Origin of the sequence: Bacillus haynesii (assembly GCF_014042035.1) — a bacterium.
Classification (GTDB): Bacteria; Bacillota; Bacilli; order Bacillales; family Bacillaceae; genus Bacillus; species Bacillus haynesii.
Genome location: NZ_CP059494.1, coordinates 1,559,697 through 1,583,892, shown reverse-complemented (window position 1 = coordinate 1,583,892; position 24,196 = coordinate 1,559,697). Strand labels below are relative to the sequence as shown.

The 24,196-nt window shown below is 46.3% G+C and carries 25 protein-coding genes and 3 riboswitches; of the genes, 15 read left to right on the top strand and 10 right to left on the bottom strand.

Annotated elements, in window-relative coordinates:
* Positions 1 to 2: 2 nt before the first annotated feature.
* On the bottom strand, positions 3 to 1,028 hold the full coding sequence (locus tag H2R00_RS07800) for an acyltransferase family protein (RefSeq protein ID WP_182070779.1): 1,026 nt from the start codon (positions 1,026 to 1,028) through the stop codon (positions 3 to 5).
* Between the two features lie 309 nt (positions 1,029 to 1,337).
* Between H2R00_RS07800 and H2R00_RS07795 the strand changes: the two genes are divergently transcribed.
* The 3 genes from H2R00_RS07795 to H2R00_RS21200 all read left to right on the top strand — a co-directional run bounded on the left by H2R00_RS07795 (position 1,338) and on the right by H2R00_RS21200 (position 4,258).
* The gene (locus H2R00_RS07795) at positions 1,338 to 3,548 is read left to right on the top strand and encodes a PAS domain-containing sensor histidine kinase (protein ID WP_182070778.1); all 2,211 of its coding nucleotides are present in this window, start codon (positions 1,338 to 1,340) and stop codon (positions 3,546 to 3,548) included.
* Between the two features lie 7 nt (positions 3,549 to 3,555).
* A complete protein-coding gene (locus tag H2R00_RS07790; protein ID WP_154996047.1) occupies positions 3,556 to 4,053 on the top strand; it encodes a methylated-DNA--[protein]-cysteine S-methyltransferase in 498 nt (165 codons plus the stop codon).
* A 91-nt stretch (positions 4,054 to 4,144) separates the two neighbouring features.
* Positions 4,145 to 4,258: a hypothetical protein gene (locus H2R00_RS21200; RefSeq protein ID WP_003181063.1), complete on the top strand. Its 114-nt coding sequence runs from the start codon at positions 4,145 to 4,147 to the stop codon at positions 4,256 to 4,258.
* A 6-nt stretch (positions 4,259 to 4,264) separates the two neighbouring features.
* Here the strand turns inward: H2R00_RS21200 and mtnA are convergent, their stop codons facing one another.
* The 3 genes from mtnA to H2R00_RS07775 form a co-directional block, all read right to left on the bottom strand.
* The gene (mtnA, locus tag H2R00_RS07785; RefSeq protein ID WP_154996045.1) at positions 4,265 to 5,326 is read right to left on the bottom strand and encodes an S-methyl-5-thioribose-1-phosphate isomerase; all 1,062 of its coding nucleotides are present in this window, start codon (positions 5,324 to 5,326) and stop codon (positions 4,265 to 4,267) included.
* Positions 5,327 to 5,331: 5 nt separating this feature from the next.
* Positions 5,332 to 6,528 (bottom strand): S-methyl-5-thioribose kinase, encoded by a 1,197-nt coding sequence (mtnK, locus tag H2R00_RS07780; protein ID WP_154996043.1) that lies wholly within the window; start codon positions 6,526 to 6,528, stop codon positions 5,332 to 5,334.
* Positions 6,529 to 6,610: 82 nt separating this feature from the next.
* Positions 6,611 to 6,754, bottom strand: a riboswitch (SAM riboswitch).
* 83 nt (positions 6,755 to 6,837) lie between these two features.
* Positions 6,838 to 7,617, bottom strand: coding sequence for a carbon-nitrogen family hydrolase (locus H2R00_RS07775; protein WP_182070777.1), 780 nt, complete (start codon positions 7,615 to 7,617; stop codon positions 6,838 to 6,840).
* A 95-nt stretch (positions 7,618 to 7,712) separates the two neighbouring features.
* Between H2R00_RS07775 and H2R00_RS07770 the strand changes: the two genes are divergently transcribed.
* The 5 genes from H2R00_RS07770 to H2R00_RS07750 all read left to right on the top strand — a co-directional run bounded on the left by H2R00_RS07770 (position 7,713) and on the right by H2R00_RS07750 (position 12,192).
* The gene (locus H2R00_RS07770; RefSeq protein ID WP_154996038.1) at positions 7,713 to 8,903 is read left to right on the top strand and encodes a pyridoxal phosphate-dependent aminotransferase; all 1,191 of its coding nucleotides are present in this window, start codon (positions 7,713 to 7,715) and stop codon (positions 8,901 to 8,903) included.
* A 49-nt stretch (positions 8,904 to 8,952) separates the two neighbouring features.
* Positions 8,953 to 9,052: riboswitch (SAM riboswitch) on the top strand.
* 84 nt (positions 9,053 to 9,136) lie between these two features.
* Entirely contained in the window at positions 9,137 to 10,354 is a 1,218-nt protein-coding gene (gene mtnW / locus H2R00_RS07765) for a 2,3-diketo-5-methylthiopentyl-1-phosphate enolase (RefSeq protein ID WP_182070776.1), read from the top strand.
* Positions 10,351 to 11,049, top strand: coding sequence for a 2-hydroxy-3-keto-5-methylthiopentenyl-1-phosphate phosphatase (gene mtnX / locus H2R00_RS07760; protein ID WP_182070775.1), 699 nt, complete (start codon positions 10,351 to 10,353; stop codon positions 11,047 to 11,049). Before mtnW ends, mtnX begins: the two co-directional genes overlap by 4 nt.
* Positions 11,010 to 11,633, top strand: a complete 624-nt coding sequence (locus H2R00_RS07755) for a methylthioribulose 1-phosphate dehydratase (RefSeq protein WP_182070774.1) — start codon at positions 11,010 to 11,012, stop codon at positions 11,631 to 11,633. Before mtnX ends, H2R00_RS07755 begins: the two co-directional genes overlap by 40 nt.
* A 19-nt stretch (positions 11,634 to 11,652) precedes the next feature.
* Positions 11,653 to 12,192, top strand: coding sequence for a 1,2-dihydroxy-3-keto-5-methylthiopentene dioxygenase (locus tag H2R00_RS07750; RefSeq protein ID WP_182070773.1), 540 nt, complete (start codon positions 11,653 to 11,655; stop codon positions 12,190 to 12,192).
* Between the two features lie 26 nt (positions 12,193 to 12,218).
* On the opposite strand, the gene fosB is transcribed toward H2R00_RS07750, so the two are convergent.
* Positions 12,219 to 12,683 carry a metallothiol transferase FosB gene (fosB, locus tag H2R00_RS07745; protein ID WP_154996032.1) on the bottom strand — a complete coding sequence of 155 codons (465 nt, stop codon included), beginning with the start codon at positions 12,681 to 12,683 and terminating at the stop codon, positions 12,219 to 12,221.
* Entirely contained in the window at positions 12,670 to 13,002 is a 333-nt protein-coding gene (locus tag H2R00_RS07740; RefSeq protein ID WP_234112954.1) for a YkvA family protein, read from the bottom strand. Before H2R00_RS07740 ends, fosB begins: the two co-directional genes overlap by 14 nt.
* Positions 13,003 to 13,216: 214 nt before the next feature.
* Between H2R00_RS07740 and H2R00_RS07735 the strand changes: the two genes are divergently transcribed.
* The gene (locus H2R00_RS07735; RefSeq protein WP_154996030.1) at positions 13,217 to 13,459 is read left to right on the top strand and encodes an aspartyl-phosphate phosphatase Spo0E family protein; all 243 of its coding nucleotides are present in this window, start codon (positions 13,217 to 13,219) and stop codon (positions 13,457 to 13,459) included.
* Positions 13,460 to 13,520: 61 nt separating this feature from the next.
* On the opposite strand, the gene H2R00_RS07730 is transcribed toward H2R00_RS07735, so the two are convergent.
* Positions 13,521 to 15,032 carry a sporulation kinase KinD gene (locus tag H2R00_RS07730; protein ID WP_182070772.1) on the bottom strand — a complete coding sequence of 504 codons (1,512 nt, stop codon included), beginning with the start codon at positions 15,030 to 15,032 and terminating at the stop codon, positions 13,521 to 13,523.
* A gap of 237 nt (positions 15,033 to 15,269) precedes the next feature.
* Here H2R00_RS07730 and mhqR point away from each other — a divergent pair, with 237 nt between their 5' ends.
* Positions 15,270 to 15,725 (top strand): MarR family transcriptional regulator MhqR, encoded by a 456-nt coding sequence (mhqR, locus tag H2R00_RS07725; RefSeq protein ID WP_154996027.1) that lies wholly within the window; start codon positions 15,270 to 15,272, stop codon positions 15,723 to 15,725.
* Between the two features lie 23 nt (positions 15,726 to 15,748).
* Here the strand turns inward: mhqR and motB are convergent, their stop codons facing one another.
* From motB to clpE, 3 genes are all read right to left on the bottom strand, one after another.
* Positions 15,749 to 16,528, bottom strand: coding sequence for a flagellar motor protein MotB (gene motB / locus H2R00_RS07720; protein WP_154996025.1), 780 nt, complete (start codon positions 16,526 to 16,528; stop codon positions 15,749 to 15,751).
* Complete coding sequence (gene motA / locus H2R00_RS07715; protein ID WP_020451149.1) at positions 16,521 to 17,324, bottom strand: flagellar motor stator protein MotA; 804 nt, start codon at positions 17,322 to 17,324, stop codon at positions 16,521 to 16,523. The genes motB and motA overlap by 8 nt, the downstream gene beginning before the upstream one ends.
* A gap of 200 nt (positions 17,325 to 17,524) precedes the next feature.
* The gene (gene clpE, locus H2R00_RS07710; RefSeq protein ID WP_182070771.1) at positions 17,525 to 19,621 is read right to left on the bottom strand and encodes an ATP-dependent protease ATP-binding subunit ClpE; all 2,097 of its coding nucleotides are present in this window, start codon (positions 19,619 to 19,621) and stop codon (positions 17,525 to 17,527) included.
* Positions 19,622 to 19,841: 220 nt separating this feature from the next.
* Between clpE and H2R00_RS07705 the strand changes: the two genes are divergently transcribed.
* The 5 genes from H2R00_RS07705 to queF all read left to right on the top strand — a co-directional run bounded on the left by H2R00_RS07705 (position 19,842) and on the right by queF (position 23,485).
* Positions 19,842 to 20,876 (top strand): YkvI family membrane protein, encoded by a 1,035-nt coding sequence (locus tag H2R00_RS07705; protein WP_154996021.1) that lies wholly within the window; start codon positions 19,842 to 19,844, stop codon positions 20,874 to 20,876.
* Between the two features lie 81 nt (positions 20,877 to 20,957).
* Positions 20,958 to 21,002, top strand: a riboswitch (PreQ1 riboswitch).
* 137 nt (positions 21,003 to 21,139) lie between these two features.
* Positions 21,140 to 21,799, top strand: coding sequence for a 7-cyano-7-deazaguanine synthase QueC (queC, locus tag H2R00_RS07700; RefSeq protein WP_043927469.1), 660 nt, complete (start codon positions 21,140 to 21,142; stop codon positions 21,797 to 21,799).
* Positions 21,800 to 21,801: 2 nt separating this feature from the next.
* On the top strand, positions 21,802 to 22,242 hold the full coding sequence (gene queD, locus H2R00_RS07695; RefSeq protein WP_154996019.1) for a 6-carboxytetrahydropterin synthase QueD: 441 nt from the start codon (positions 21,802 to 21,804) through the stop codon (positions 22,240 to 22,242).
* A complete protein-coding gene (queE, locus tag H2R00_RS07690) occupies positions 22,235 to 22,966 on the top strand; it encodes a 7-carboxy-7-deazaguanine synthase QueE (protein ID WP_182070770.1) in 732 nt (243 codons plus the stop codon). The genes queD and queE overlap by 8 nt, the downstream gene beginning before the upstream one ends.
* 21 nt (positions 22,967 to 22,987) lie before the next feature.
* Positions 22,988 to 23,485 carry a preQ(1) synthase gene (queF, locus tag H2R00_RS07685; RefSeq protein ID WP_009328607.1) on the top strand — a complete coding sequence of 166 codons (498 nt, stop codon included), beginning with the start codon at positions 22,988 to 22,990 and terminating at the stop codon, positions 23,483 to 23,485.
* Positions 23,486 to 24,196: the final 711 nt, after the last annotated feature.

Below are 24,196 nucleotides of genomic sequence, written 5' to 3'. Positions count from 1 at the left end.
ATTTATTTTAAATAAGGGTTATATCCGTTGTCTTTTTTCAACATCCGCATTAAATTCGTCATCTTCAATTCGATGAACGGCTGGGCCACCGTTTTCACAAATCCGCTTGATAAGCAGAAGGTTAAAATCGCCGTAGCGATGATTAGTAGCGTCAGACTTTGATAATCGGCAAGCCATTCTTCCGCACCCGTCTTTCTGAACGACTTAATGATAAAGCCGTGCAGCAGGTAGACATAAAATGTGCGCGTTCCCCAGAGGGTAAAGAAATACCGCCTTTCAGGCACAAGCACCATGAACGCGAAGGTTGAGGCAAACGTCATGACTAGAAGCGCCACCCGGTTTAACCCGCTTTTTATCCCGACATCGCCGAATTCCGAATAAGGCTTGGAACCGAACAGCCAGGAGTAATCGAAGTCTACAAAAAAGTAGAAAACGAACGTTGCTGCTAAAACGGCTAGAGCGGCCTGCTTGCCTTTCCAGCCTTTCAGCATTTTAAAATGGTCTTTTTGCAAATAATAGCCCGCCAAAAAGACCGGAAAGAAAACAAACGTGCGGGAGAGGCTGAGCGTGTTGCTGATCAGGTCGATATACCCGACAAGAACGGCGATCACAAAGCTTGCGGCAAACGCCCATTTCGCCGGCAGTTTTGTGAACGGAAACAACAGGAGATTCCAAAAAAACAAGCTCAGCAAAAACCAAAGCGACCATTGCGGTTCAATCGGATTTGCGGCAGTTAAGCTTTGATCATCGATAAAAGAATAAAACAGCGTATAGATTCCCTGGAAAATCAAATAAGGAACGATCAGCTTCCAGGCGATTTTTTTGACATATCCGGGGCGGTTGAACCCTTTTGCAAAATAGCCTGATATGAGAATAAAAGCAGGCATATGAAACGTGTAAATAAATTTATAAATATGAAGCAGTGCATCATTATCATGAATATAGGACCTGATTATATGTCCGAATACGACGAGAAAAATTAATAGGAATTTTGCATTGTCGAAATAGCTGTCGCGGGAATTCGCCATAACATCACCCTTTCACAAACATTCTCAGGAGGCGCCGATGCGGGAAGCGTCAGAACCCCGGCACATTCTTTCCGGAATGACGTCTTCCACCAGTCTTGCCTCATTTTAAAATTTTAAAATAGAAAGCATGTGTTTTCCTATGCATTAAGTCTTATTGTTAGGCCAATGTAATTGAACAGTAAGGAACTTTTATATCGTCATCTTCCTGTAAAATAGGCGGAAAGGTTGTAAAAGTTCGAAACAAATGAAGGAAGATTTTCCGGTTTGTAGAATAATTGGAGGACAGGTTTTCAAGAAGGAGTGTAATAAATGGAGGAAACTCTTGATTTGAATGAATCCTTAAATCTGCAAAACCAGCTGAACAGACTGAAGAAAGAAAACGCCAAGCTGAAAGCGGATTTGTATCAGTATGAACTGCTGTTTAACGGGACGCTGGACGCTATTTTTATATTGGATAAACAGATGACCATCATCCAGGCGAATGATGCCGCCTGCAAGATTCTGCAAAGCCAAAAAAAGAATTTGCTGAACCGGTCGGCGCTCGATTTTCTGCACGCCGTTCCGCCGGATGAACTGAACCAGAACATTCACCGCTTTTTAGAGCGGGGATATGCGAAAAATGAAGTGGCTATCAGGCTTGACAACGGATCTGTCAAATATATCGAGTTTACTGCAAGCAAAGGAATCGGTGAGGACTGCTTTTTTGTCGTCATGAGAGACATTTCATCGAAAAAAATATTGGAGCGGGAGCGCACCATCAATGAAAAGCTGTTTAAAGATTTGTTTCACCGCGCGGTAGAAGGAATCGTCATCTTTGATAAACAAGGCTGTTTCATCGATGCAAACCATTCGTTTTGCCAGAGCTTCGAAATCGAAAAATCAGAGCTTTCAAAACTTAAGCTGTCTCAATTCGTATCTCCTGAAAACAAGGGGCGGCTCGATAAAATCTGGAACGCTCTTTTCAGAAGAGGGAAAGCAAAAGGGGAGCTTCCTGTCAGGCTCAGATCAGGAGAAGACAGGCTGTTTGAGCTGACGATAACCTCGAATATTTTAAACGGCTTTTACATGTCGATTATGAGGGATATTACCGAGAAACGCTCGATGGAAAAACAGCTGTTTAAAAGCGAAGAACGCTTTAGGGAAGTCTTTGAAAATGCGATGGATGCCATCATACTGATGAATAACGACGGCCGCATCGTCAAAGCGAACCAGTCGGCCTGCAAAATCTTCGAACTGCCGATGGACCAGCTGCTCAACAAGAAGATGACAGATTTTATTGACCAAACTGATCAGCGGTATCATGCCATTCAAAAGCAGTACGATCAAAAAGGGGAAATCCGGGCGGAACTGTTGTTTCGTATGGCAAACGGACAATATAAGGAGCTTGAGTTCACGTCAAAACGGATCATGTTCGACAGCCAGGACTTAACCATTTTGAGAAATGTCAGCGACAGAAAACGAATGGAACAAGAATTGCGGGAAAGCGAATTGAAGTTCAGAAAAGTATTCAACGGATCAATGGACGGAATCGTTCTTTTCAACAACCAGTACGATATTATCGATGCGAACCCCCTTGCCGGAAAAATTCTCAGCATCCCTCTTGAACAGCTGAAAACGTCCAATCTTCTTGATGTCATCTCCGGCTATCACATAGAAAACGCGGCTTCTCCCGCTAAAACGATTTCCTTTGAAGAAATGGATAATGATATTCCATTCCTGCTGAGCGACCAAAAACGGATTCTTGAATTTTCATTTAAGCGAAACATCATTCAAAATATGAATTTGGCGATGCTCAGAGACGTGACGGAACGAAAAGAGCTTGAAGAACGGCTCCGCAAGTCTGATACCCTTCATGTCGTCGGAGAACTCGCAGCCGGAATTGCCCATGAAATCCGCAACCCGATGACGGCATTAAAAGGATTTATCCAGCTGCTGAAAGGCAGCATCCAAAATGAGGATCACGCGCTTTATTTTAATGTCATCACATCAGAGCTCAAAAGGATTGAATCGATTATTACGGAGTTTCTCATCCTTGCAAAACCGCAGGCGATCATGTATGAAGAAAAAAATGTCGTCAAAATCATGCAGGACACTATGGATCTGCTGCACGCACAGGCAAACCTTGACAACGTGCAGATGCATCTGAAGTGCGAAGGCGGCATTCCGCTGATCTACTGCGAGCCGAATCAGCTGAAACAGGTATTTATCAACATTTTGAAAAATGCGATCGAAGTGATGCCTGACGGAGGCAACGTATATGTGTCGATCAAACCGAAAGGAGACGACCATATCATTGTCTCGCTTGCTGACGAAGGAATCGGCATGACAGAAGACAAATTGAAGAGGCTCGGCGAACCTTTTTACACGACAAAAGAACGGGGGACTGGACTCGGGCTCATGGTCAGTTATAAAATTATTGAAGAACATAAAGGAAAAATCGAAGTTGAAAGTGAAGAAGGGAGAGGCACGACATTCCACCTGACTCTCCCGATCAGACAGCAGCATGAGGAGGAGGCTTAATCGCATCGTGGGCTTTTATATTGAAATGACCTCGCCTTTTGGACAAGCTTACATTGTCGAGGAAAACAACCACATTATACACTTGCTATTTGAAAAAGATGAACTAAAACAGCTTCAACAAGACGGCTTGGAGCTTCACCCGGCCGAAACGGAATTGTTGAAGGAGGCCAAGCGCCAGCTCGAAGAATATTTCAAGGGGGAGCGGAAAACGTTCACCCTTCCTCTCCGCCAGGATGGAACTCCGTTTCAGAAAAAGGTGTGGGAGGCGCTGCAGTCGATCCCGTATGGTGAATCACGGAGCTATTTAGACATCGCATGCGCCGTCGGGAATCCGAAAGCGGTTCGCGCAATTGGCCAGGCCAATAAAAGAAATGCGCTGCCGATTTTGATCCCGTGCCACCGTGTCATCGGCAAAAATCGTTCATTGACGGGGTATTCCGGAAATGAAACGGATAAAAAAGCGGTGCTGCTCGACATCGAAAATATTGCGTATAAGGGAAAATAATATACGAGCACGCCGTTTCTTTTTTTCGTCCGCGACATATAATTTTATTAAGTTAAAAATGTTGGCCTTGGTAAAAAAGGAGGACGAATAAGTGAAAACAAACCGCCCGAAAAAAATAGCAGGATACGCGGAATTGTTCGTCAAGCTGCACGTGTTGACCGAAGAGCAAAAGAAAGACATCATCAAATCGATTAAAATCCGCTAAAGCGGCCTAAGTAAGGGCTTCAGCGGAAAACAGCGCTTCAATTTCTTCTTCAAATCTGTCTGTGATAATCCCTTTTTCCGTAATGATTCCAGAGATTAAATCGTGCGGCGTGACATCAAAGGCAGGATTGAACACAGGCACTTCTTGCGGCGCTATTTGCGTTCCGTTTATCTGTCTGACTTCATCCGGATCGCGTTCTTCAATCGGAATGTCGTCGCCGCATGAAATCGAGACATCAAAAGTTGACAGGGGAGCAGCGATGAAAAACGGGATTTGAAAGGCTTTGGCGAGGATTGCCAAGCCGTATGTTCCGATTTTATTGGCTGTATCTCCGTTTCTTGCGATCCTATCCGCTCCGACAATGACGGCTGAAATGTTTTTTTCTTTCATCGTATGGGCAGCCATGCTGTCTGTAATCAGCGTCACGTCAATTCCCCCCTGCATAAGCTCCCACGCCGTCAAGCGCGCACCCTGCAGAACAGGCCTTGTTTCACAGGCATAAATATGAAGGTCTAGATCCTTTGTTTTGGCGAGATAAAACGGGGAAAGGGCTGTACCGTACCTGCTTGTCGCGATCGAGCCGGCATTGCAGATGGTCATGATGCTGTCGCCCGATTTGAACAAATGCAGTGCATTCTGTCCGATTTGCCGGCACGTTTCTTCGTCTTCAACCTGGATCTGAATGGCTTCGTGGATCAGATTTGTTTTTGCTTCATTGACCGATTTTGCGCCCTCCGTACTTTTTACCAGCCGATTGAGGGCCCAGGATAAATTGACGGCTGTCGGCCTTGCCTGATTGAGTTCATCTTTGATTTTGTCGAGCTCCCGCAGAAATACGGAAACGTCAGATGTATTGATGCTTTGTGCGCATAGAGCGAGCCCGAAGGCGGCTGTAATGCCGATGGCAGGCGCACCCCTCACTTTTAGCGTTTGGATCGCATCATAGACGTCTTCTTTAGTTGTGAGGTGCAGGTACTCCGTCTTTTCGGGAAGTTTTTGCTGATTCAGGATTTTTACCGATGTTTCTTCCCATTCGACAGAGCGGGGCACCGCAAATTGTTCCGGCATGTCATTCACTCCTTAAGCGCGTTTCGAAACGCTTCAATCATGTCTTTTGGCGTTCGGAAACCGCTGCGTTTTTCTATGAATGCTGCGCCTATTTTAAGGGCGAGCTTTTTTTGGCTGATTCTCCGGGAAAACGGAACGATTGTATCAAGGTCCGCAACATGAGCGAGGCCGATCGTCCGGCGGATCATTTCGCAGCCGGCAAAGCCTGCTGCGTCTTCAAACGTCTGTATCAGGACTGATTCAAGGCGCCCTTTCTCATTTTTGCAAGCCTCAAGAGCATCGTTTTCCCATGCTTCGCTGAATGTCCGGCTGAACGTATTCCAGACGGTCTCGACATGGCGGTATAAAGGGGCCCGCCTGTTTTCTTCGCGGGAAAGCGCGTTTAACAGCAGGTTGGCGATAAACTGTCCGATGTCAAACCCGATCGGTCCGAAAAACGCAAATTCAGGGTCGATGACTTTTGTTTCGCCTTCTTCACCGGCGAAGATGCTGCCTGTATGCAGGTCGCCGTGGATCAGCGTTTCCTCCGCGGATAAAAAGCGCTGTTTCAGCTTTGCCGCTTCAATTTTTAAAGCTTCATTGCGCCAAAGATCTTCCGCTTCATCGCGAAGCTCTTCTTCGAAGTCGTTCGTCTCATGGTCAAAGAAAGGGTCTGTGAACACAAGGTTTTCTGTAATATCGCACAGATCCGGATTCGTAAACTGCTTCACAAGCCGCTCTTTAACCGTTGGGTCAAGCGCATATTCAGACGAGTAAAAATGCGTTTTTCCAAGAAATTCTCCGATGTCTTCCGACAGATGCGGATAATCTTTCCCGTCAATCAGTCCTTTTCTGGAGATTTTCAAGTGAGAAAGGTCTTCCAATACGGTGACGGCAAGCTCGGTGTCAGAATAGTACACTTTCGGGACAAGGTGCGGGACATGCTCAGCCTGGCGGATCAGCGCACTGCTTTCGATTCTTGCCCTGTCAAGCGACAGCGGCCAGCTTTCGCCGACGACTTTTGCATAAGGCACCGCCTGCTTGATGATCAACCCTTTTTGCTGCTCTTTGTCGTAAACGCGGAAGACCAGGTTCAAGTTTCCGTCCCCGATCTCCCGGCATGTCAAGGTGCTTTTGCTTGGAAAAAGCCCGAGACGGACGGCAAGCGCGGCCGCGGAGCTTTCAGTCAAAGTTTCGTATGCTGCAGTTTTCGTTACGGTCATATGTAATTCCCCCTAAATGTCGTTAACAAATAAAAAACCTCTTTCTCGTCGAGAGAAAGAGGCTGATTTGTCGTGTACGCCTCTCTTATCTCTCAGAATTTAAAGTCTGATGGAATTAGCACCGTGCCCTAGCGGCGCAAAGTTTCGCGCCCCATTTCACAATGGTATTACGGTCGGTTGCTGTTGGGGTCATTAGGCCAGTCCTTCACCCAACTCTCGATAAGAGAATTCAATATAAAATTTTGAAATTTCAGTTCGGTCAGTTGTTGAACATGTTACCAGCATCTCAGTTTTTTTGTCAACACTTTTTTAATATAAATCTTTGCGAATGTCCTCAAAAACCGGAATTTGCCCCCGCGCTTTTTCAATGTCCACGAGGTCGATTTCGGCCCTGATGACCGCTTCTCCGCGTCCTGCTTCAGCGAGGGTGCGGCCGAGCGGATCAATGACCATGCTGTGGCCCGCAAATTCGTTTGCCGGGTCTTTTCCCGCACGATTGCAGGCTGCGACAAAGCACTGATTTTCAATTGCTCTGGCTTTTAAAAGGCTTTGCCAGTGATCGAGGCGGGCGAGCGGCCATTCCGCCGATACAAAGATGATGCCTGCACCTTGGCTCGTATGTTTTCTGATCCATTCCGGGAATCGGATGTCGTAGCAGATAAACCCCGCAGCCGTGATCCCTTCAAGCTCGAAGCTCCCGTCGCCTGAGCCAGATGACAAATAGAGGTGTTCGTCCATCAGCTGAAAAAGGTGAGCTTTGCTGTATTCTTTGATTAAATTTCCGTTTTTGTCTGCGATGTACATGATATTGTATACACCGCTTTTTTTCTTGACGGCGACTGAGCCGCATACGATATGGACCCGGTTTGCTTTTGCCGTTTCCTGCAGCCATCTCTTCGTTTGCCTGCCTTCTTCATCCGCGATGGAGCCGAGATTTTTTAAATCATAACCCGTCGTCCACAGCTCGGGAAGGAGAAAGACATCCGCCTTTCGGCTTTCCTGTTCGATCAGCTGCTCCGCTTTTTTGAAATTTTCAGAAGGATTTCCGTATGCGATATCGAATTGCAGGCATGAAATTGTCAGCTTCAATCTGGATCACCTCATTTTTTTCTTTACATTTTACATTTAACAATATATGATGATGGACTATCATTTCAAGAATTTTTCAAAAGCGGGTGAATCGTATGAAATTTGAGCTTTCAGATGTGTTGAAACAGCTGCCTGAGCAGTTTTTCGCTTCCTTGGTCAAAAAGGTGAATGAAAAAATTGCCGCCGGCCATGATGTGATCAATCTCGGTCAGGGGAATCCGGATCAGCCGACACCGGATCACATCGTTGATACAATGGCGCAAGCCGTCCGCAACCCTGAAAACCATCAGTATTCCTCCTTTCGCGGCAGTCGTTCACTGAAGGAGGCGGCAGCCGCGTTCTATCAAAGGGAATACGGCGTAGAGCTCGATCCCGAACGCGAAGTCGCTGTATTGTTCGGCGGAAAAGCCGGTCTTGTCGAGCTCCCGCAATGTTTGTTAAATTCGGGGGATACCGTGCTCGTTCCCGATCCGGGTTATCCCGACTACTGGTCGGGCGTTGAGCTGGCAAGAGCGAACATGGAAACGATGCCGCTTACAGCGGACAATCAGTTTCTGCCTGACTACAGTCGGATTCCGAAGGAAGTGAAAGAAAAAGCGAAGCTCATGTATTTAAATTATCCGAACAATCCGACCGGTGCCCAAGCCACACCTGTTTTTTTCGAAGAGACCGTCCGGTTTGCCAAGTCGAACGGAATTTGCGTCGTCCACGATTTTGCCTACGGCGCGATCGGCTACGACGGCAAGAGGCCTGTCAGCTTTCTGGAAACGGCGGGGGCAAAAGACGCAGGAATCGAAATTTACACGCTTTCCAAAACGTATAATATGGCTGGATGGCGGGTCGGGTTTGCAGTTGGCAACGCCTCTGTGATCGAAGCGCTGAACCTTTATCAGGACCATATGTATGTCAGCCTCTTTAAAGCGGTCCAAGACGCCGCGGCGACCGCGCTCCTATCAGATCAAGCGTGTGTCAAGGAGCAAAATGAGCGCTACGAAAAAAGGCGGGATGCATGGATTCGTGCGGTCCGCGATATCGGCTGGCATGCGGATGCTCCGCAAGGATCTTTTTTCGCCTGGATGCCTGTTCCCGACGGATATACATCTGAGTCTTTTTCCGATCTGCTTCTCGAAAAAGCGAACGTCGTCACAGCGCCCGGCATCGGCTTCGGCAAACACGGAGAAGGATACGTGAGAGTCGGCCTCTTGACAAGCGAAGAGCGGCTCCGGGAAGCGGCTTCGCGTATTGCCGAGCTGAATATATTCAAAAAGACCGGCCACAGTCATTGACAATCGGGAAAAACGATGGGATAATTCAAAATAATTTATAAAATCAATATTCTTATCAAGAGCAGGCAGAGGGACAAGCCCGATGAAGCCCGGCAACCGACTTTTTAAGCACGGTGCTAATTCTTGCAGCTGACGCTGAGAGATAAGGATTCGAACCTGAAAAGCGAAACCTCTTTTAGCTAAAGCAGCAAAAGAGGTTTTTTTATATGAATGAAGCAGGAAGGAGCTACACAATGAGTGAACTTTTGGCAACATATATTTTGGCAGATCCAGGATGTGACGCAGAAAAGCGGGCTGAGCAAATCGCGATCGGGCTGACGGTCGGATCGTGGACAGATCTGCCGCTCTTAAAGCAGGAGCAGCTGAAAAAGCATAAAGGACGCGTCGTCAAGGTCGAAGAAACAGAAAGCGCACTGGGGGAAAAACAGGCAACGGTTACCATCGCCTATCCGGAAGCCAATTTTACAAGCGACATTCCCGCTGTGCTGACGACCGTTTTTGGCAAGCTGTCTCTCGATGGAAAAATCAAATTGGCTGATTTGGAGTTTTCGCAGTATTTTAAACAATCATTGCCGGGTCCGAAATTCGGCGTATACGGGATCCGGAAAAAAATCGGCGAATTTGAAAGGCCTCTGTTGATGAGCATTTTTAAAGGCGTCATTGGCCGCGATATGGAAGACTTGAAGGAACAGCTGAGGCAGCAGGCGCTTGGCGGAGTGGATTTGATCAAGGACGATGAAATCTTATTTGAAACAGGCAGTGCCCCCTTTGAAAAACGAATCACAGAAGGAAGGAAAGTGCTTAAGGCTGCCTTTGAAGAAACAGGGCGTAAAACCCTGTATGCCGTCAATCTGACGGGCAGGACAATGGAGCTGAAATCGAAGGCGAGAAAAGCAGCCGAGCTCGGAGCCGATGTTTTGCTGCTTAATGTGTATGCCTACGGGCTCGATGTTTTGCAAAGCCTTGCGGAAGACGACGACATTCCGCTGCCGATCATGGCGCACCCGGCAGTAAGCGGCGCACTCACTTCGTCGCCGCATTACGGTTTTTCCCATTCGCTCTTGCTCGGCAAGCTGAACCGGTATGCGGGTGCTGATTTCAGCCTGTTCCCTTCTCCGTACGGAAGCGTTGCTCTGCCGAAGCGGGCTGCGCTTGCCATATACGATGAATGCACGAAGGAAGACGTTTTTAAACCGACATTCGCGGTGCCGTCGGCCGGTATTCACCCCGGCATGGTCCCGCTCTTGATGAAAGACTTTGGCATTGACCATATCATCAATGCAGGCGGGGGGATTCACGGTCATCCAAACGGAGCGGCAGGCGGAGGAAGAGCGTTTCGGGCGGTCATTGATGCCGTCCTGGAAGCGGAGCCTGTCGAAGAAAAAGCAAAGCGTTCTCCCGATTTGAAGCTCGCCCTTGAAAAATGGGGAAGGGTTGAGGTTTCTGTATGAGGAAGCCGCTTATCATTTGTGATTTTGACGGAACGATCACAACAAACGACAACATCATCAGCATTATGAAACAATTTGCTCCAAAAGAGTGGATTGCTTTAAAAGACGGGGTTCTGTCCAAGGACATATCGATTAAGGACGGAGTCGGCAGAATGTTTGAATTGCTGCCGAGCAGCCTGAAAGAAGACATTACGGCATATGTACTGAAACAAGCCGAGATCCGCCCCGGGTTTAAAGAGTTTGTCTCTTTCCTGGATGAGAAGGGTCTTCCGTTTTACGTCGTGAGCGGAGGGATGGATTTTTTCGTCTATCCCCTGCTTGAAGGAATTGTTGAAAAGAACCGCATTTATTGCAACGAGGCCGGCTTCACAGGCCGCAATATCGAGATCCGCTGGCCGTATCCGTGTGACGGGGGCTGCGGAAATGAATGCGGATGCTGCAAGCCTTCCATCATCCGCCGGCTGAAAGGTCGGGACGATTTTGTTGTCATGATCGGGGACTCTGTTACAGATGTTGAAGCTGCCAAATGTTCCGACTTGTGCATCGCGCGCGATTATTTGCTGCGCGAATGTGAAGGGCTCGGTTTGAAGCACGCAGCATTCGGCGATTTCCACGATGCAAAACGAATACTTGAAGAGACCGCGGAGGTGAAAGGATGGCTATTGAGCAAAAACGGCAGGAACTTGCCGAGGTAAAAAAAGAGCTTGCGGAAAGGGATTGGTTCCCGGCGACAAGCGGTAATCTGTCAATCAAAGTATCAGAAGGCCCGCTGCGATTTCTCATCACGGCAAGCGGAAAAGATAAGCGAAAAGAGACCGCGGAGGATTTTCTGCTGGCGGACGAAGAGGGGAGGCCGGCGGAGACCGGACATGCGCTGAAGCCGTCGGCGGAGACGCTGCTGCACACCTTTGTCTATCAAAATACAAACGCCGGCTGCTGTCTTCATGTCCATACGATTGACAACAATGTCATCTCAGAGCTTTATGCAAAAGAAAAGCAAGTGACATTCAGAGGCCAGGAAATCATAAAGGCGCTCGGGCTTTGGGAGGAAAATGCGGAGGTGACGATCCCGATTATCGAAAACAGTGCTCATATTCCGGATTTGGCGGCGGATTTTGCCGGGCACCTTTCAGGCGATTCAGGCGCAGTGCTGATTCGCAGCCACGGTATTACCGTCTGGGGAAAAACGGCATTTGAAGCAAAGCGGATGCTTGAAGCATATGAATTCTTGTTCAGCTGGCATTTAAAGCTGAAAGCTTTGCAGGCTTATCACGTTTAATTAAAAAGGGGGAGAAAACATGGCGACAATTCGGATCCATGATGAACAAAACACGACCATTGAAAAGCAGGAAGAAGTGGAACAATTTCTAAAGCGGCAGGAGGTTATTTATGAAAAGTGGGACATCACAAAACTACCGGCCGGCTTAAAAGAAAAATACGATTTGACCGATGAAGAGAAACAGGAGATTTTAGACGTCTTTGCCGCTGAAATCAAAGACATTTCAGAACGCCGCGGCTATAAAGCGAGCGATGTCATCTCGCTTTCCGACCAAAATCCGAAACTCGATGAGCTCTTGAAGAATTTCAAACAGGAGCATCATCATACAGACGATGAAGTCAGATTTATCGTCAGCGGCCACGGCATCTTTGCGATAGAAGGAAAGGACGGTACATTTTTTGATGTCCTCTTAAATCCGGGGGATTTGATCTCCGTTCCTGAAAACACCCGCCATTATTTCACGCTTCAGGAAGACCGGAAAGTCGTGGCTGTCAGAATCTTTGTGACGACAGAGGGCTGGGTGCCGATTTATGAGAAAGAGAGTGTGAACCGGCCATAAAGAAAGCGTCCACTTGGACGCTTTCTTTATTTGTTTCTGTCATAAAGGGCCTTGATGTGGCCTTCATGAAATGAGAGATGCGGTTTTTCATTTTGATAGTATTGAAGACGGTCAAATACAGAGCCGGTGTGAAGCTCGAACTTATGGCCGTCTGGATCTGAGAAATAAATTGAATCTTTGTCGCCTTCGTGCCGTTTTCTGCCCTTTAGCACGTTTACACCTAAATCGTGTAATTTCTTTTCCCAGAACGGCAAATCTTCCTGTTGAATCGAAAACGCGATATGGGTGTAAGAGTCGTGAATTTCCTGTCTCTTAATGTCTTTCTCTTCGTTTAATGCGAGCCAGATGCCGTTCAGGTCAAAATAAGCGGTTTTCTCGGCTTTTACGAGCCACTTGGCATCAAACACCTTTTCATAGAATGAAATAGAGACGGACAGGTCAGAGACCGAAAACAAGAGATGATTGATGCCGAGAATTTTATTGTTTGCCATTGCCGTTTATTCCTCCCATTAGATGTGTTTCAAATCCGTCCAGCTCTTTGGTTATCTGTCTGAACAGAAAAGCGAGTACAGCCGCATCATCAAGCCAGCCGATGCCTGCGAGAACATCGGGAATCAAATCGATCGGAGACAGCACATAAATAAATGCCAGCGCGGCCAGTAAAATCGTTTTTTTCGGGAATAAGGGGTAGTCTCCCTTTCTCCAGGCTCTAAATGCTCTGAAAAACAATAAGAGGCCTGAATACGCTTCTTTCACGGCAAAGACGGTTCGGAGCCTTGAAACTGGTTTTTTCATCATTTGGCGCATCATAAAACCTCCTTCTATCCGCATGAACTCTTGTAAAGATGTTTACCATATTTCATCGATGGGTATTACACCTTTAATTCCACAAATCTATTATACTCGATTTCAAAATATTTTTTTGAAAAATAGGTTTACAAAATAAGTATAATCTGTAATAATGCTCAAGTACGCAAAATCTGGATGGTTCTAAGAAACGATATGTCGGTAAGGGGTGAAGCGTATGCAAAGGTATGTTGAAAAAGAAGCATTGCTCGTTTCCATCAGCAAGAAGCGGCAAATGATGGTTGAAGCCGCTGAAATCTATGGATATACAGGGGATGAAACGATCAGACGGAGCCAGGAGCTGGATCAATTAATCTATGAATATCAAAAATTGTCTATGAATGAAAACGCGCCGGACAATCTGCTGCAAGATTTTTTAGGCTGCATCGACTGTCTGAGCGTTGAAAAATATACGGCATAGTGGATGAACGAAAAAGAGCTGCCGTAAGGAAGGCAGGCTCTTTACAGGAAACGGGGAAGCCTCAGTCATCCTGTTCCTTTGAAGTCGGCAGCATTATCGTCACAGTCGTTCCTTTATGCCGTTCGCTTTCGATTTGAATGGTTCCCCCGTACATGGAAATGATGCGCTTGCACACGACAAGGCCGAGTCCTGTTCCTTTTTCCTTTGACGTGACAAAAGGCTGGAAAATACTCTCCATCATTTCTTTTGGAATACCTTCTCCGATATCCTTCACAATGATTTGCGCCTTCTCTTGATCATGTTCGATTTGAATGAGCAGCTTTCCGCCGTTTTTCATCGATTCAAGAGCATTTTTGGCGACGTTCAAGACAACCTGCTTAATATGATCCTTTTTACAATATACATAAGCCGGATCTTCTCCGCAGTCTTGAACTTCCACTTCCACATTATATAAATTTGCCTCAGAATGAATAATCGGCATGATCTCGTCAATCATTTCATTCATGGCGTTGAGCTGCCACTGCTCTGCCGTCGGCTTTCCGAGCACGAGAAACTCGCTGACAATCTGGTTGATCCTCCGGATTTCCTGGTCGATAATTGAGAAATACATTTGATCTTCTTTTGATTGATATTTTTTTTGAAGGAGCTGGATAAAGCCGCTGATACCTGTCAGCGGGTTTCTGATTTCATGGGCGGTGCTCGCCGCCAGGGTGCCGATTAATTCGAGCTTCTGCGCTTCATTTTGGGCGCGCTCCTGCTTTGTCCGCCGCTTCAGCAGCACATACTGGAGCAGGAGGAACATAATATTCAGCAGAATGAAAATACTTAAAAATGACAGCAGAAGACTGTGAACGATTTCATCAAGCTGGACCGGTTCCGGATAAACTTCAAGCTTCCAGTCGATCTGGTCCAAAAAAGCGTCGACGGTACCGCCGTCCGGCTTCTCAGGAGGAGAATGGCCTGCCGTAAAGACAATTTGATTCTTCTGATTGAGAATTTTGATGTAAAGCTCAGGGCTTAAGACGTTCATGATATTTTTCAGATAATCGACGCGGATCGAAGCCAGCAGAAAATTTGTCGTTCTGCCTTCGCTGTCAAAGACAGGAGTAAATATATTCAGCTCCAGCCTGTCCGACACTGTATGTATATCGTCTGTGATCACGGATTTCTTTGATTTTTCCGCTTTTTGCAGAATGTTCTTGTACGAAAGCGCCTTTTTTTCTTTGACGGTAGACGTGCTCACCATAACATCGCCGTCTTCATTTAAAAGGTATAAAGCTGAAAAACGCGGTTCTTTTTTATACGTTTCCGTCAGGATTCGTTTGATATGCTGCTCATTAACAGGGTGGTTGAGGGCCGTGGCAAGGGAGCTGAGCCTTGCTTCAGTTTCGCCGATCAGGTAGTTGATTTGGTTGCGGTGAATATTGAGCATGAGAGTCGCAGTCTGACGGTGCTTTTCAGTGATATTTTCTCGTTCTTGTTCGTATACAAAAAAGCTTATAATGAAGGCGGGGATCATCACCAAGATCAAATAAAGCCTGATTTTCTTCCATATATTTTTAAAATTGCGCATGTTTTTACTCTCTCCCAATCGATACAGGAATAGAGGTATTATATCACTAGTCAGAGCCGATTTATAGAAAAGATAACCAATACCGTGAAAATAGGACACAATACCGGGGAATTTCCGGATATATCTATTTGATGTTCAATTCCTACTCATCATAACATGGTTTGAATGTTAACAGTTGACATTTTCCTCATAGTTTATTAATGTTTTCCTGTAGTTGTTTCTTTGGAGATGAGAGATATGAGTAATAGAGAACAGGAACAGTCCTTGAAATTATTTATTGTATTATCTCGAGCGTACAGATCCATTAATGATCATATGAATAAACATATTCATCATCATGGTCTGAACCCAACCGAGTTTGCCGTTTTAGAACTCCTCTATCATAAAGGGGATCAGCCCCTTCAGCAAATAGGGGATAAGATTCTTCTGGCGAGCGGGAGTATTACATATGTGGTTGACAAGCTTGAGCAAAAGCAGCTTATCGCGAGAAGAGCCTGTACGACCGACCGCAGGGTGACCTATGCGCAAATTACAGATAAAGGCACCGAGCTTTTGGAGAAGATTTTTCCAGGTCATGCAGAAGAGCTTCACCACATGATCAGCGTGTTGAGCGATGAGGAGAAAGAAGCCTGCATCGAAATGCTGAAAAAAGTCGGACTGAACGCAAGAAATATTTATAAGGGCAAAGACTAAGGAAGCTGCCAAAAGGCAGCTTCCTATTCTTTTTTATTCAGATTTTCCTGGCCGATCGGCAGGATGAGGATTTCAACACGTCTGTTTTTTCTTCTTCCTTCTTCGGTGTCATTTGAAGCGATCGGTTTAAATTCCCCGTAGCCTTTCGCGCTGAATATCTTGGCGTCAAGCTTTGGATTTTCGATTAAAAGCCCCATGAAATTGACAGCCCGCATGACGCTTAAATGCCAATTTGATTTAAATTGAGAATTTCGAATCGGCACATTGTCCGTATGTCCGCTGATTACGATATTGCGGGGCGGGTTCAATACGAGAAGGTCGGATACTTCCTTGGCGAGCGGAATGTCCTGCTGGCGGATCTCCGCTTTTCCGGAATCGAAAAAGATATTATCCTCGATGGAAAGGAGGAGGCCCTCGTCTGTCAGCTTCGTATTGACCTGTTTTTGAAGCTTCTTCTCTTTAATAAACCGGTTGACCTGCTCCTGAATTTTTTTCAGCGACTGCTTGTCTTTTTCTTTTTGATCTTGAGAGAGATCTTTTGCTTGGTCAGGGCTTTTTCCGTCTTCGGTTGTACTCGTTTTCGGCTCGGTGAAGCTGGAATAATCCATCATTCCTGTTCCCCCGGTAAATACGGCATTGAATGATTTTGACAGCATATCGAACTTCTTGGCGTCGATCGAGCTCATGGCAAACAGTACGATGAACAGGGCCAAAAGCAGTGTCAGCAAGTCGGCATATGGGATGAGCCAAGACTCATCCACGTGTTCTTCATGGTCTTTTTTGTGCTTCTTTTTTCTAGCCATTGCTGCTGTCTCCTTTGTCTCCTTCTGGGATGACGATGCTGGAGCGTTCGCTTGGAGAGACGTACATCAAAAGCTTTTGTTCAATGACTTTTGGCGCCTGGCCTTCCAAGATCGAAAGGATGCCTTCAATCATGACTTCGCGGACTTTGACTTCCTGTTTGGATTTCCGCTTTAATTTATTGGCAAAAGGATGCCATAGCACGTATCCGGTGAAGATCCCGAGAAGGGTGGCGACAAACGCGGCGCTGATCGCGTGTCCAAGCGCTTCAGTGTCGCTCATATCCGCAAGCGCGGCGATCAGTCCGACAACAGCGCCCAAAACGCCGAGTGTCGGCGCGTATGTGCCCGCCTGGGTAAAAATACCCGCTCCGACTTGATGTCTTTCTTCCATTGCTTCAACTTCTTCAGTTAAAACGTCCCTGATAAATTCGGCACTTTGGCCGTCTACCGCCATGCTCATGCCGTTTTTCAAAAATTCATCATCGATCTCATTCAAATTTGCTTCCAAAGCGAGAAGTCCTTCGCGTCTTGCGATTTGCGCCCACTCGGAAAACATCGGGATCAGTTCGTTGATTTCGATCATCTTCTTCTCTTTGAACAAGATGCCGAAGAGTTTGGGAACCTTTTTGATCTCGCGGATTGGAAAAGCGATCACAACTGCTGCGATTGTCCCGACAAGGATGATCAGCCATGCCGCGGGATTGACGAGAACGGAAGGGCTGACACCTTTCATGACCATGCCGACACCTACTCCGATGATAGCTAAGATGATTCCAATTAACGATGTTTTGTCCATTTTTTCACCAATTCCTTTAACTAACTTTTCTATCGTTATTATCGGTGTTGCGTGATAGGAACTTTAGGGTGTTTCTTAAATTGTTGCAAAATCATGGTGAAAAGGGACTTTAGGGTTATTTAATGTAAAAAAATAGAACTTTTGTGATTCTTACGTTGTATGTAAAGCGGCCTCCAATTGCGGAGGCCGTTGTGTTTGTGTTATGCGGTGGTTTTCACCCGGATTTCATCGTTTTCAACGATAACCGCAAAACCTTTGATGTGTTCTTCTTCAAGCAGCAGATCGGTCATTTGATCCTCGACTGCTGTTTGAATGGTTCTTCTTAATGGGCGGGCGCCAAAGGCCGGATGGTATCCGATTTCAGCGATTTTTTCTTTTGCTTCATCTGAAACTTCGAGCGTCATGTTTTGCTCTTTTAACGTTTCTTCAAGCTCTTGCAGCAAGAGGTCGACGATCTTGACCAAATCTTCTTTTTCGAGCGGCTGGAATTCGATGATGCTGTCAAATCTATTCAGGAATTCCGGTTTAAAGTAGCCGCTTAGGGAATCGATCATTGATTGTTCGCCCATTACTTGTTCTTCTCGGTTAAAACCGACGGTTGTCCGCTTTTCAGATACTCCGGCATTGCTAGTCATAATGATGACGGTATCTTTGAAGCTGACCGTCCGCCCCTGGCTGTCTGTCAGACGTCCGTCTTCCATGATTTGCAGGAACATGTGCTGGACATCAGGATGGGCTTTTTCGATTTCATCGAGTAAAACGATGCTGTACGGGTTCCTCCGGACTTTTTCAGTGAGCTGTCCGGCTTCTTCGTGGCCGACATATCCAGGAGGTGAACCGATCAGCTTTGATACGGCATGTTTTTCCATGTATTCGCTCATATCGAGGCGGATGATGGCATCCTTCGTGCCAAACAGTTCTTCCGCAAGCCTTTTAGAAAGTTCTGTTTTTCCGACGCCGGTCGGGCCGACGAACAGGAATGAACCAACAGGCCTGTTTTTGGATTTTAGTCCGGCGCGGCTTCTTCTGACGGCTTTTGCAACTTTCTTCACCGCCTCTTGTTGACCGATCACGCGGCTTGAAAGGTTTGCTTCAAGCTCTTTCATTTTCTTCTGATCATCGTGCTGAAGCTTGCCGACCGGAATGCCGGTTTTTTGTTCGATGATTGCTTGAATGTCTTCAGCTTCAACAGTTGCCCGTTTTTCTTCCGCCTGGTTTTCCATTTTTTTGTGCAGCGCTTCTTCTTCGTCGCGGAGCTTTGCTGCAAGCTCGTAGTTTTCTTCCTGGAGCGCTTTGGCTTTTTCCGCTTCGATTTCTTTCAGGCGTTGCGAAGCTTGTTCACCGCTGACCGTGTCGATTTTCAAGTTCGCTTTTGAACCGGCTTCATCCAAAAGGTCGATTGCCTTATCGGGAAGATGGCGGTCCTGAATATAGCGGCTTGACAGAACGACACAGGCTTTGATCGCTTCATCCGTGTAAGTCACATCGTGATATGCTTCGTATTTTTCTTTAAGCCCGTTTAAAATCGCTGTGGCCTGCTCAATTGTCGGTTCGTGCACCATGATCGGCTGGAAGCGGCGCTCTAACGCTGCATCTTTTTCAATTTGGCGATATTCTTTCAATGTTGTAGCGCCGATGACTTGCAGTTCGCCTCTGGCAAGCGCAGGTTTTAAAATGTTGCCCGCGTCCATCGAGCCTTCTGCAGAGCCGGCTCCGACAAGAAGATGAATTTCGTCAATAAACAAGATCGCGTTTTTGCGTTCTTTCAGCTCTTTCATCAGCTGTTTCATTCTTTCTTCAAACTGTCCTCTGATGCCGGTGTTTGCCACAAGGGAAGCAACATCAAGCAGGTAGAGCTCTTTGTTTTTCAATTTATTTGGAACATCGCCTTCGGCGATTTTGAGAGCGAGTCCTTCAGCGACGGCTGTTTTACCGACGCCCGGTTCACCGATTAAGACCGGATTGTTTTTATTTCTGCGGTTTAAGATTTCGATCACACGGGCCACTTCATCATCGCGGCCGATCACCGGATCGATTAAGCCTGTCTTTGCGGCATTCGTTAAATTGACGGCAAGTTCATCGAGCAAACCTTTTTTGGCAGCGGTTTGCGTCTGCGCTTGTGATGGTTGGCTGAAGAAAGAACCTCCGCCGCCAAAAAAGTGATTTCCTGAAAACATAGAAGGCTGAGTCAGCTCTTTATAGCAGTCTTCACATAAATCCATTTGTTTTTTTGTAAAGTTGATTTGCATGTTTAGGCGAATCGTCGCCTCATTTTTTTGACAATGTTGACAACGCATTTGCCAAAACCCCCTTTATTTAATTTGACCTTTTTTGACCAATTGACTTTGAAAAAATGGTCTGCAGTTTGACCATTTCTGACTATTAGTATACATTGACCTTCTTTGACTTTCAAGTTCTATGCTTTTTCCTTTTTGTTCCTTGATGAGAAGTTGTCCTTCTTTTTAAAGGACATGGCTCATATGGTGTAGAAAGGGAATTCGTTAACGGAGGAGTCGTATGAGTCAATCACAAGGATCAGCCTTTCAGCTGGCATTTGTTTATGTAGGAACGGTCGTCGGAGCCGGATTTGCAACTGGAAGAGAAATCGTCGAGTTTTTTTTAAGATTCGGCTGGCCGGGATTGGCCGGAATTTTGATCAGCGGACTGATGTTTACGTTTCTCGGTGCAAAAATGATGCTGATTGCAGTCAGAATCAATGCCAAATCTTATCAGGAGCTGAATAAATATTTATTCGGCAATACGTTTGGAAAATTTGTGAATGTCTTCATGCTTGTGATTTTGCTCGGGGTGACGTCTGTCATGCTGTCTGGAGCGGGGGCGATATTTGAGGAACAGCTCGGCTTTTCAAACCAAGCGGGGATGATTGCGACGATTGCCTTGAGTCTGTTTGTCATGATGAAGGGCGTCAAAGGGATATTCGGCGTCAATGTCATTGTCGTTCCGCTGCTGCTCCTGTTCACAGTCATCGTCCTGTTTGATTCGTTTATTTTCAGAGGGCCGGAGATACACAATTTGGCGGCATTTTCGGCAAACCCCGATTGGATTTTATCCGCCGTTTCGTACGGCGCTTTTAATTTGTCGCTCGCACAGGCTGTTCTCGTGCCGATCGCTTCTGAACTGAAATCTGAACGGCTGATTATAAAAGGAGCATTAATCGGTGGGTGTCTGCTTACCCTTGTGTTGATCGCGAGCTTTCTGTCTCTTTCAACATTGCCTGATGTCCTTTTATACGAAGTCCCGATGGCACAGGTCGTATTCATTGTCCAGCACTCTGTCCATATCATCTATCTGTTTATCATTTTCGGGGAAGTCTTCACATCAGTCATCGGCAATTTATACGGTCTTGAAAAGCAGATTAATGAATATATTCATATGAAAAGTCTTTATGTATTCATGTTCATCCTGCTGACAATCTACTTGACGGGGCAAATCGGCTACGGAAAGCTGATATCGACCATTTATCCTTTATTCGGCCAGCTGAGCCTCATCTTTATTTTCTTTCTGATCGTCAAAAGGGTGCCTGCCCGTTGAATGGCAGGCATTGCACTTGGCGAAACGTGCGATTTGTGATAAGATGGCGAAGGAAAATTGAAACAAAATCCGCTTGAAACTGCGGGAGAGGTTCTAGCAAAACCCTCTATAAAAAACTAAGGAAAGCTGTATCCTTGGGGTATGGCCTTTTTTATTGTTTTTTTGCTAGAGCACCTTTCTCACAGAGAAAGGTGTTTTTTCGTTTAAATATCATTGAATCTCTTCTTTTATGAAATGTGACGAAAAGCGGAGAAGGAGGAATTATGAAACAGGAAAAAGCGATCGTCGTATTCAGCGGCGGTCAGGACAGTACGACTTGCCTTTTGTGGGCGCTTCGGCAATTTCAGGAGGTGGAGGCGGTCACCTTTCAATATAATCAGCGGCACAAGCAGGAAATCGAAGTCGCGAAAAAGATCGCTGAAAAGCTTGGCGTCAAGCATCACCTTCTTGATATGGAACTGTTAAATCAGCTCGCGCCGAATGCTTTGACAAGGGATGATATCGAGATTGAGGCGAAAGAAGGCGAGCTTCCGTCCACTTTTGTTCCAGGACGCAACCTCGTGTTTTTATCGTTTGCTTCGATCCTGGCCTACCAGGTCGGCGCGCGGCACATCATAACAGGCGTATGCGAGACGGATTTCAGCGGCTATCCGGATTGCCGGGATGAGTTCGTCAAATCCTGCAATGTCACTGTCAACTTGGCGATGGAGCGCCCGTTTGTCATCCACACGCCGCTGATGTGGCTGAACAAGGCGGAAACGTGGGAGCTCGCCGATGAGCTTGATGCGCTTGATTTCGTGAAAAACGAGACGCTGACGTGCTACAACGGAATCATTGCCGACGGCTGCGGCGAATGCCCGGCCTGCAAGCTTCGGGCGAACGGCTACAATGAATATATGAAAATGAAAAAGGAGCGAGCTTAACAGTGCTTACACAAATTTATCCGCAACCAAGCCATCCTTACTCTTTTGAATTAAATAAAGATATGCAGATGTCAGCCGCGCATTTTATTCCGAGAGAGGATGCAGGCGCATGCAGCAGAGTCCACGGCCATACGTATACAATCAATATCACGATTGCCGGGGATGAGTTGAATGAATCAGGCTTCCTTGTCAACTTCAGCACCATTAAAAAATTGATTCACGGAGAATACGATCATACGCTTTTAAATGATCATCAGGAATTTTCGGGTGAAAGTGCGGATCGGATCCCTTCGACAGAAGTGGTGGCGAAAACGATTTACGATAAAGTAGAGGCTTATTTGAAAGATCTCAAAAACCGTCCGCATTGCGTCCAGGTGTTTGTCAGGGAAACGCCGACAAGCTATGTTGTGTACCGTCCGAAACCGGGTGTTCAGCATGGCTAAGCCGATTCCCGTACTTGAAATTTTCGGTCCGACGGTTCAGGGAGAGGGGATGGTCATCGGGCAAAAGACGATGTTTGTCAGAACAGCCGGCTGTGACTATTCGTGCAGCTGGTGCGATTCAGCTTTTACCTGGGACGGTTCGGCGAAAAAAGACATCAAATGGATGACCGCGGAAGAAGTATATGATTCTCTTAAAGACATCGGCGGAAACGCCTTCTCGCACGTTACGATTTCAGGAGGCAACCCGGCGCTTTTAAAACAGCTGGACGGACTGATTTCCCTTTTAAAAGAAAACGGTATACGGACAGCGCTTGAGACGCAAGGGACGTTTTATCAAGACTGGTTTACCGGAATCGATGATTTAACAATTTCGCCAAAGCCGCCGAGCTCCAATATGAAAACCGATTTTAACAAGCTTGATCATATTGTTGAAAAACTGAAAGAACACGGCCGGGCGGTAGCGGCAAGTTTGAAGGTCGTCATTTTTACGGCGGACGACCTTCAATTTGCAAAGCAAGTTCACCAGCGTTATCCCGATATCCCGTTTTTTCTCCAGGTCGGAAATGATGACGTTCATACAGAAGACCAAGAGCGGCTCGTCGAACGGCTGCTTCAAAAATATGAACAGCTGGTAGAAGCGGTCACGCGCGACCCTGAATTGAACCGCGTCCGCGTTCTCCCGCAGCTCCACACCCTGATCTGGGGAAACAAACGGGGCGTTTGATTTAAGAAAGGAAGATGAATGATGACGACAAGAAAAGATTCAGAACTCGAAGGCGTGACCCTTCTTGGAAATCAAGGCACCAATTATTTGTTTGACTATTCTCCGGAAGTGCTTGAGTCTTTCCCGAATAAACACGAAAACAGGGACTACTTCGTGAAATTCAACTGTCCGGAATTCACATCGCTGTGCCCGAAAACCGGACAGCCCGATTTTGCCACGATCTATATCAGCTACATCCCTGATAAAAAAATGGTAGAAAGCAAGTCTTTGAAACTGTATCTCTTCAGTTTCCGAAACCACGGCGATTTTCACGAAGACTGCATGAACATCATCATGAACGATTTAATTGAGCTGATGGACCCGCGCTACATCGAAGTCTGGGGCAAATTCACGCCGAGAGGCGGAATCTCAATCGACCCGTACACCAACTACGGCAAGCCCGGCACAAAGTATGAAAAAATGGCCGAGTATCGGATGATGAATCATGATCTGTACCCGGAGACGATTGATAATCGGTAAGAGGTGCATCGATGTGTGACCGAGACGCGTACTGTTACGCGTCTTTTTTGTTCGAAATTTCCACGAACAATTACAGCGCATTGGTCGAATGCTAGTCCGGGTATATGAAATACGATTCGAATTGTTAATTGAAAGGTAAAGAGGAGGAAACTTCGTCGTCACTCGCCTCGTTAACGTCTCCGCTTGTCAGTTCGTCGTTAACTGCGAATGCTCTAGCGTTCGGTATTTATCTGTTTTTAGTCTTGTTTGTTCATTTATTCGTGAAAAAATATAGCTTTGTCCGCCTGTTAAAAAGGATGTTTTCTGTTTTTTTCTTTAAACATAAAAATTTAGTTATTCTGACTTTGAGGAGGGGATGGGAGGTATATACAGGAGAGACGAAGAGCGGCGATTAAAACATAGTGTCAAGAGCATGTCTCATTCTGACGTTTACACACAAATATGTAACGTGAAGATGTTAGAGGGCTTACGAAAGAAACAATCGATCGTTATAGACGGGAGGAGCGTTGAAGAATTTGTGGAGGTTTTTAAAGGAAGGTTGGCACTGAGTCGGAATGGTATACGTTAATCTTACCGTATTTTATCGACAGCTGATAAGAAGTTTATTACGATGTTTAACGTTAAGAAACTGTAGACATGAAAAAGCGCCCCAATGCGGGGCGTTTCTTACGTTTGCTTACGGGTAGCGATTTGATATACGCCGTCAGACTG

Bases quoted from the DNA above. Each gene is read 5' to 3' on its own strand.
- fosB (WP_154996032.1), bottom strand. From the start codon at position 12,683: ATGGCAAACAATAAAATTCTCGGCATCAATCATCTCTTGTTTTCGGTC.
- mtnK (WP_154996043.1), bottom strand. From the start codon at position 6,528: ATGACCGTAACGAAAACTGCAGCATACGAAACTTTGACTGAAAGCTCC.
- queC (WP_043927469.1), top strand. From the start codon at position 21,140: ATGAAACAGGAAAAAGCGATCGTCGTATTCAGCGGCGGTCAGGACAGT.
- H2R00_RS07800 (WP_182070779.1), bottom strand. From the start codon at position 1,028: ATGGCGAATTCCCGCGACAGCTATTTCGACAATGCAAAATTCCTATTA.
- motA (WP_020451149.1), bottom strand. From the start codon at position 17,324: ATGGACAAAACATCGTTAATTGGAATCATCTTAGCTATCATCGGAGTA.
- motB (WP_154996025.1), bottom strand. From the start codon at position 16,528: ATGGCTAGAAAAAAGAAGCACAAAAAAGACCATGAAGAACACGTGGAT.
- queE (WP_182070770.1), top strand. From the start codon at position 22,235: ATGGCTAAGCCGATTCCCGTACTTGAAATTTTCGGTCCGACGGTTCAG.
- H2R00_RS07750 (WP_182070773.1), top strand. From the start codon at position 11,653: ATGGCGACAATTCGGATCCATGATGAACAAAACACGACCATTGAAAAG.
- mtnA (WP_154996045.1), bottom strand. From the start codon at position 5,326: ATGCCGGAACAATTTGCGGTGCCCCGCTCTGTCGAATGGGAAGAAACA.
- H2R00_RS07735 (WP_154996030.1), top strand. From the start codon at position 13,217: ATGCAAAGGTATGTTGAAAAAGAAGCATTGCTCGTTTCCATCAGCAAG.
- H2R00_RS07795 (WP_182070778.1), top strand. From the start codon at position 1,338: ATGGAGGAAACTCTTGATTTGAATGAATCCTTAAATCTGCAAAACCAG.
- H2R00_RS07755 (WP_182070774.1), top strand. From the start codon at position 11,010: ATGGCTATTGAGCAAAAACGGCAGGAACTTGCCGAGGTAAAAAAAGAG.
- H2R00_RS07770 (WP_154996038.1), top strand. From the start codon at position 7,713: ATGAAATTTGAGCTTTCAGATGTGTTGAAACAGCTGCCTGAGCAGTTT.
- H2R00_RS07740 (WP_234112954.1), bottom strand. From the start codon at position 13,002: ATGATGCGCCAAATGATGAAAAAACCAGTTTCAAGGCTCCGAACCGTC.
- queF (WP_009328607.1), top strand. From the start codon at position 22,988: ATGACGACAAGAAAAGATTCAGAACTCGAAGGCGTGACCCTTCTTGGA.
- clpE (WP_182070771.1), bottom strand. From the start codon at position 19,621: ATGCGTTGTCAACATTGTCAAAAAAATGAGGCGACGATTCGCCTAAAC.
- H2R00_RS07705 (WP_154996021.1), top strand. From the start codon at position 19,842: ATGAGTCAATCACAAGGATCAGCCTTTCAGCTGGCATTTGTTTATGTA.
- mtnX (WP_182070775.1), top strand. From the start codon at position 10,351: ATGAGGAAGCCGCTTATCATTTGTGATTTTGACGGAACGATCACAACA.
- mtnW (WP_182070776.1), top strand. From the start codon at position 9,137: ATGAGTGAACTTTTGGCAACATATATTTTGGCAGATCCAGGATGTGAC.
- mhqR (WP_154996027.1), top strand. From the start codon at position 15,270: ATGAGTAATAGAGAACAGGAACAGTCCTTGAAATTATTTATTGTATTA.
- H2R00_RS07730 (WP_182070772.1), bottom strand. From the start codon at position 15,032: ATGCGCAATTTTAAAAATATATGGAAGAAAATCAGGCTTTATTTGATC.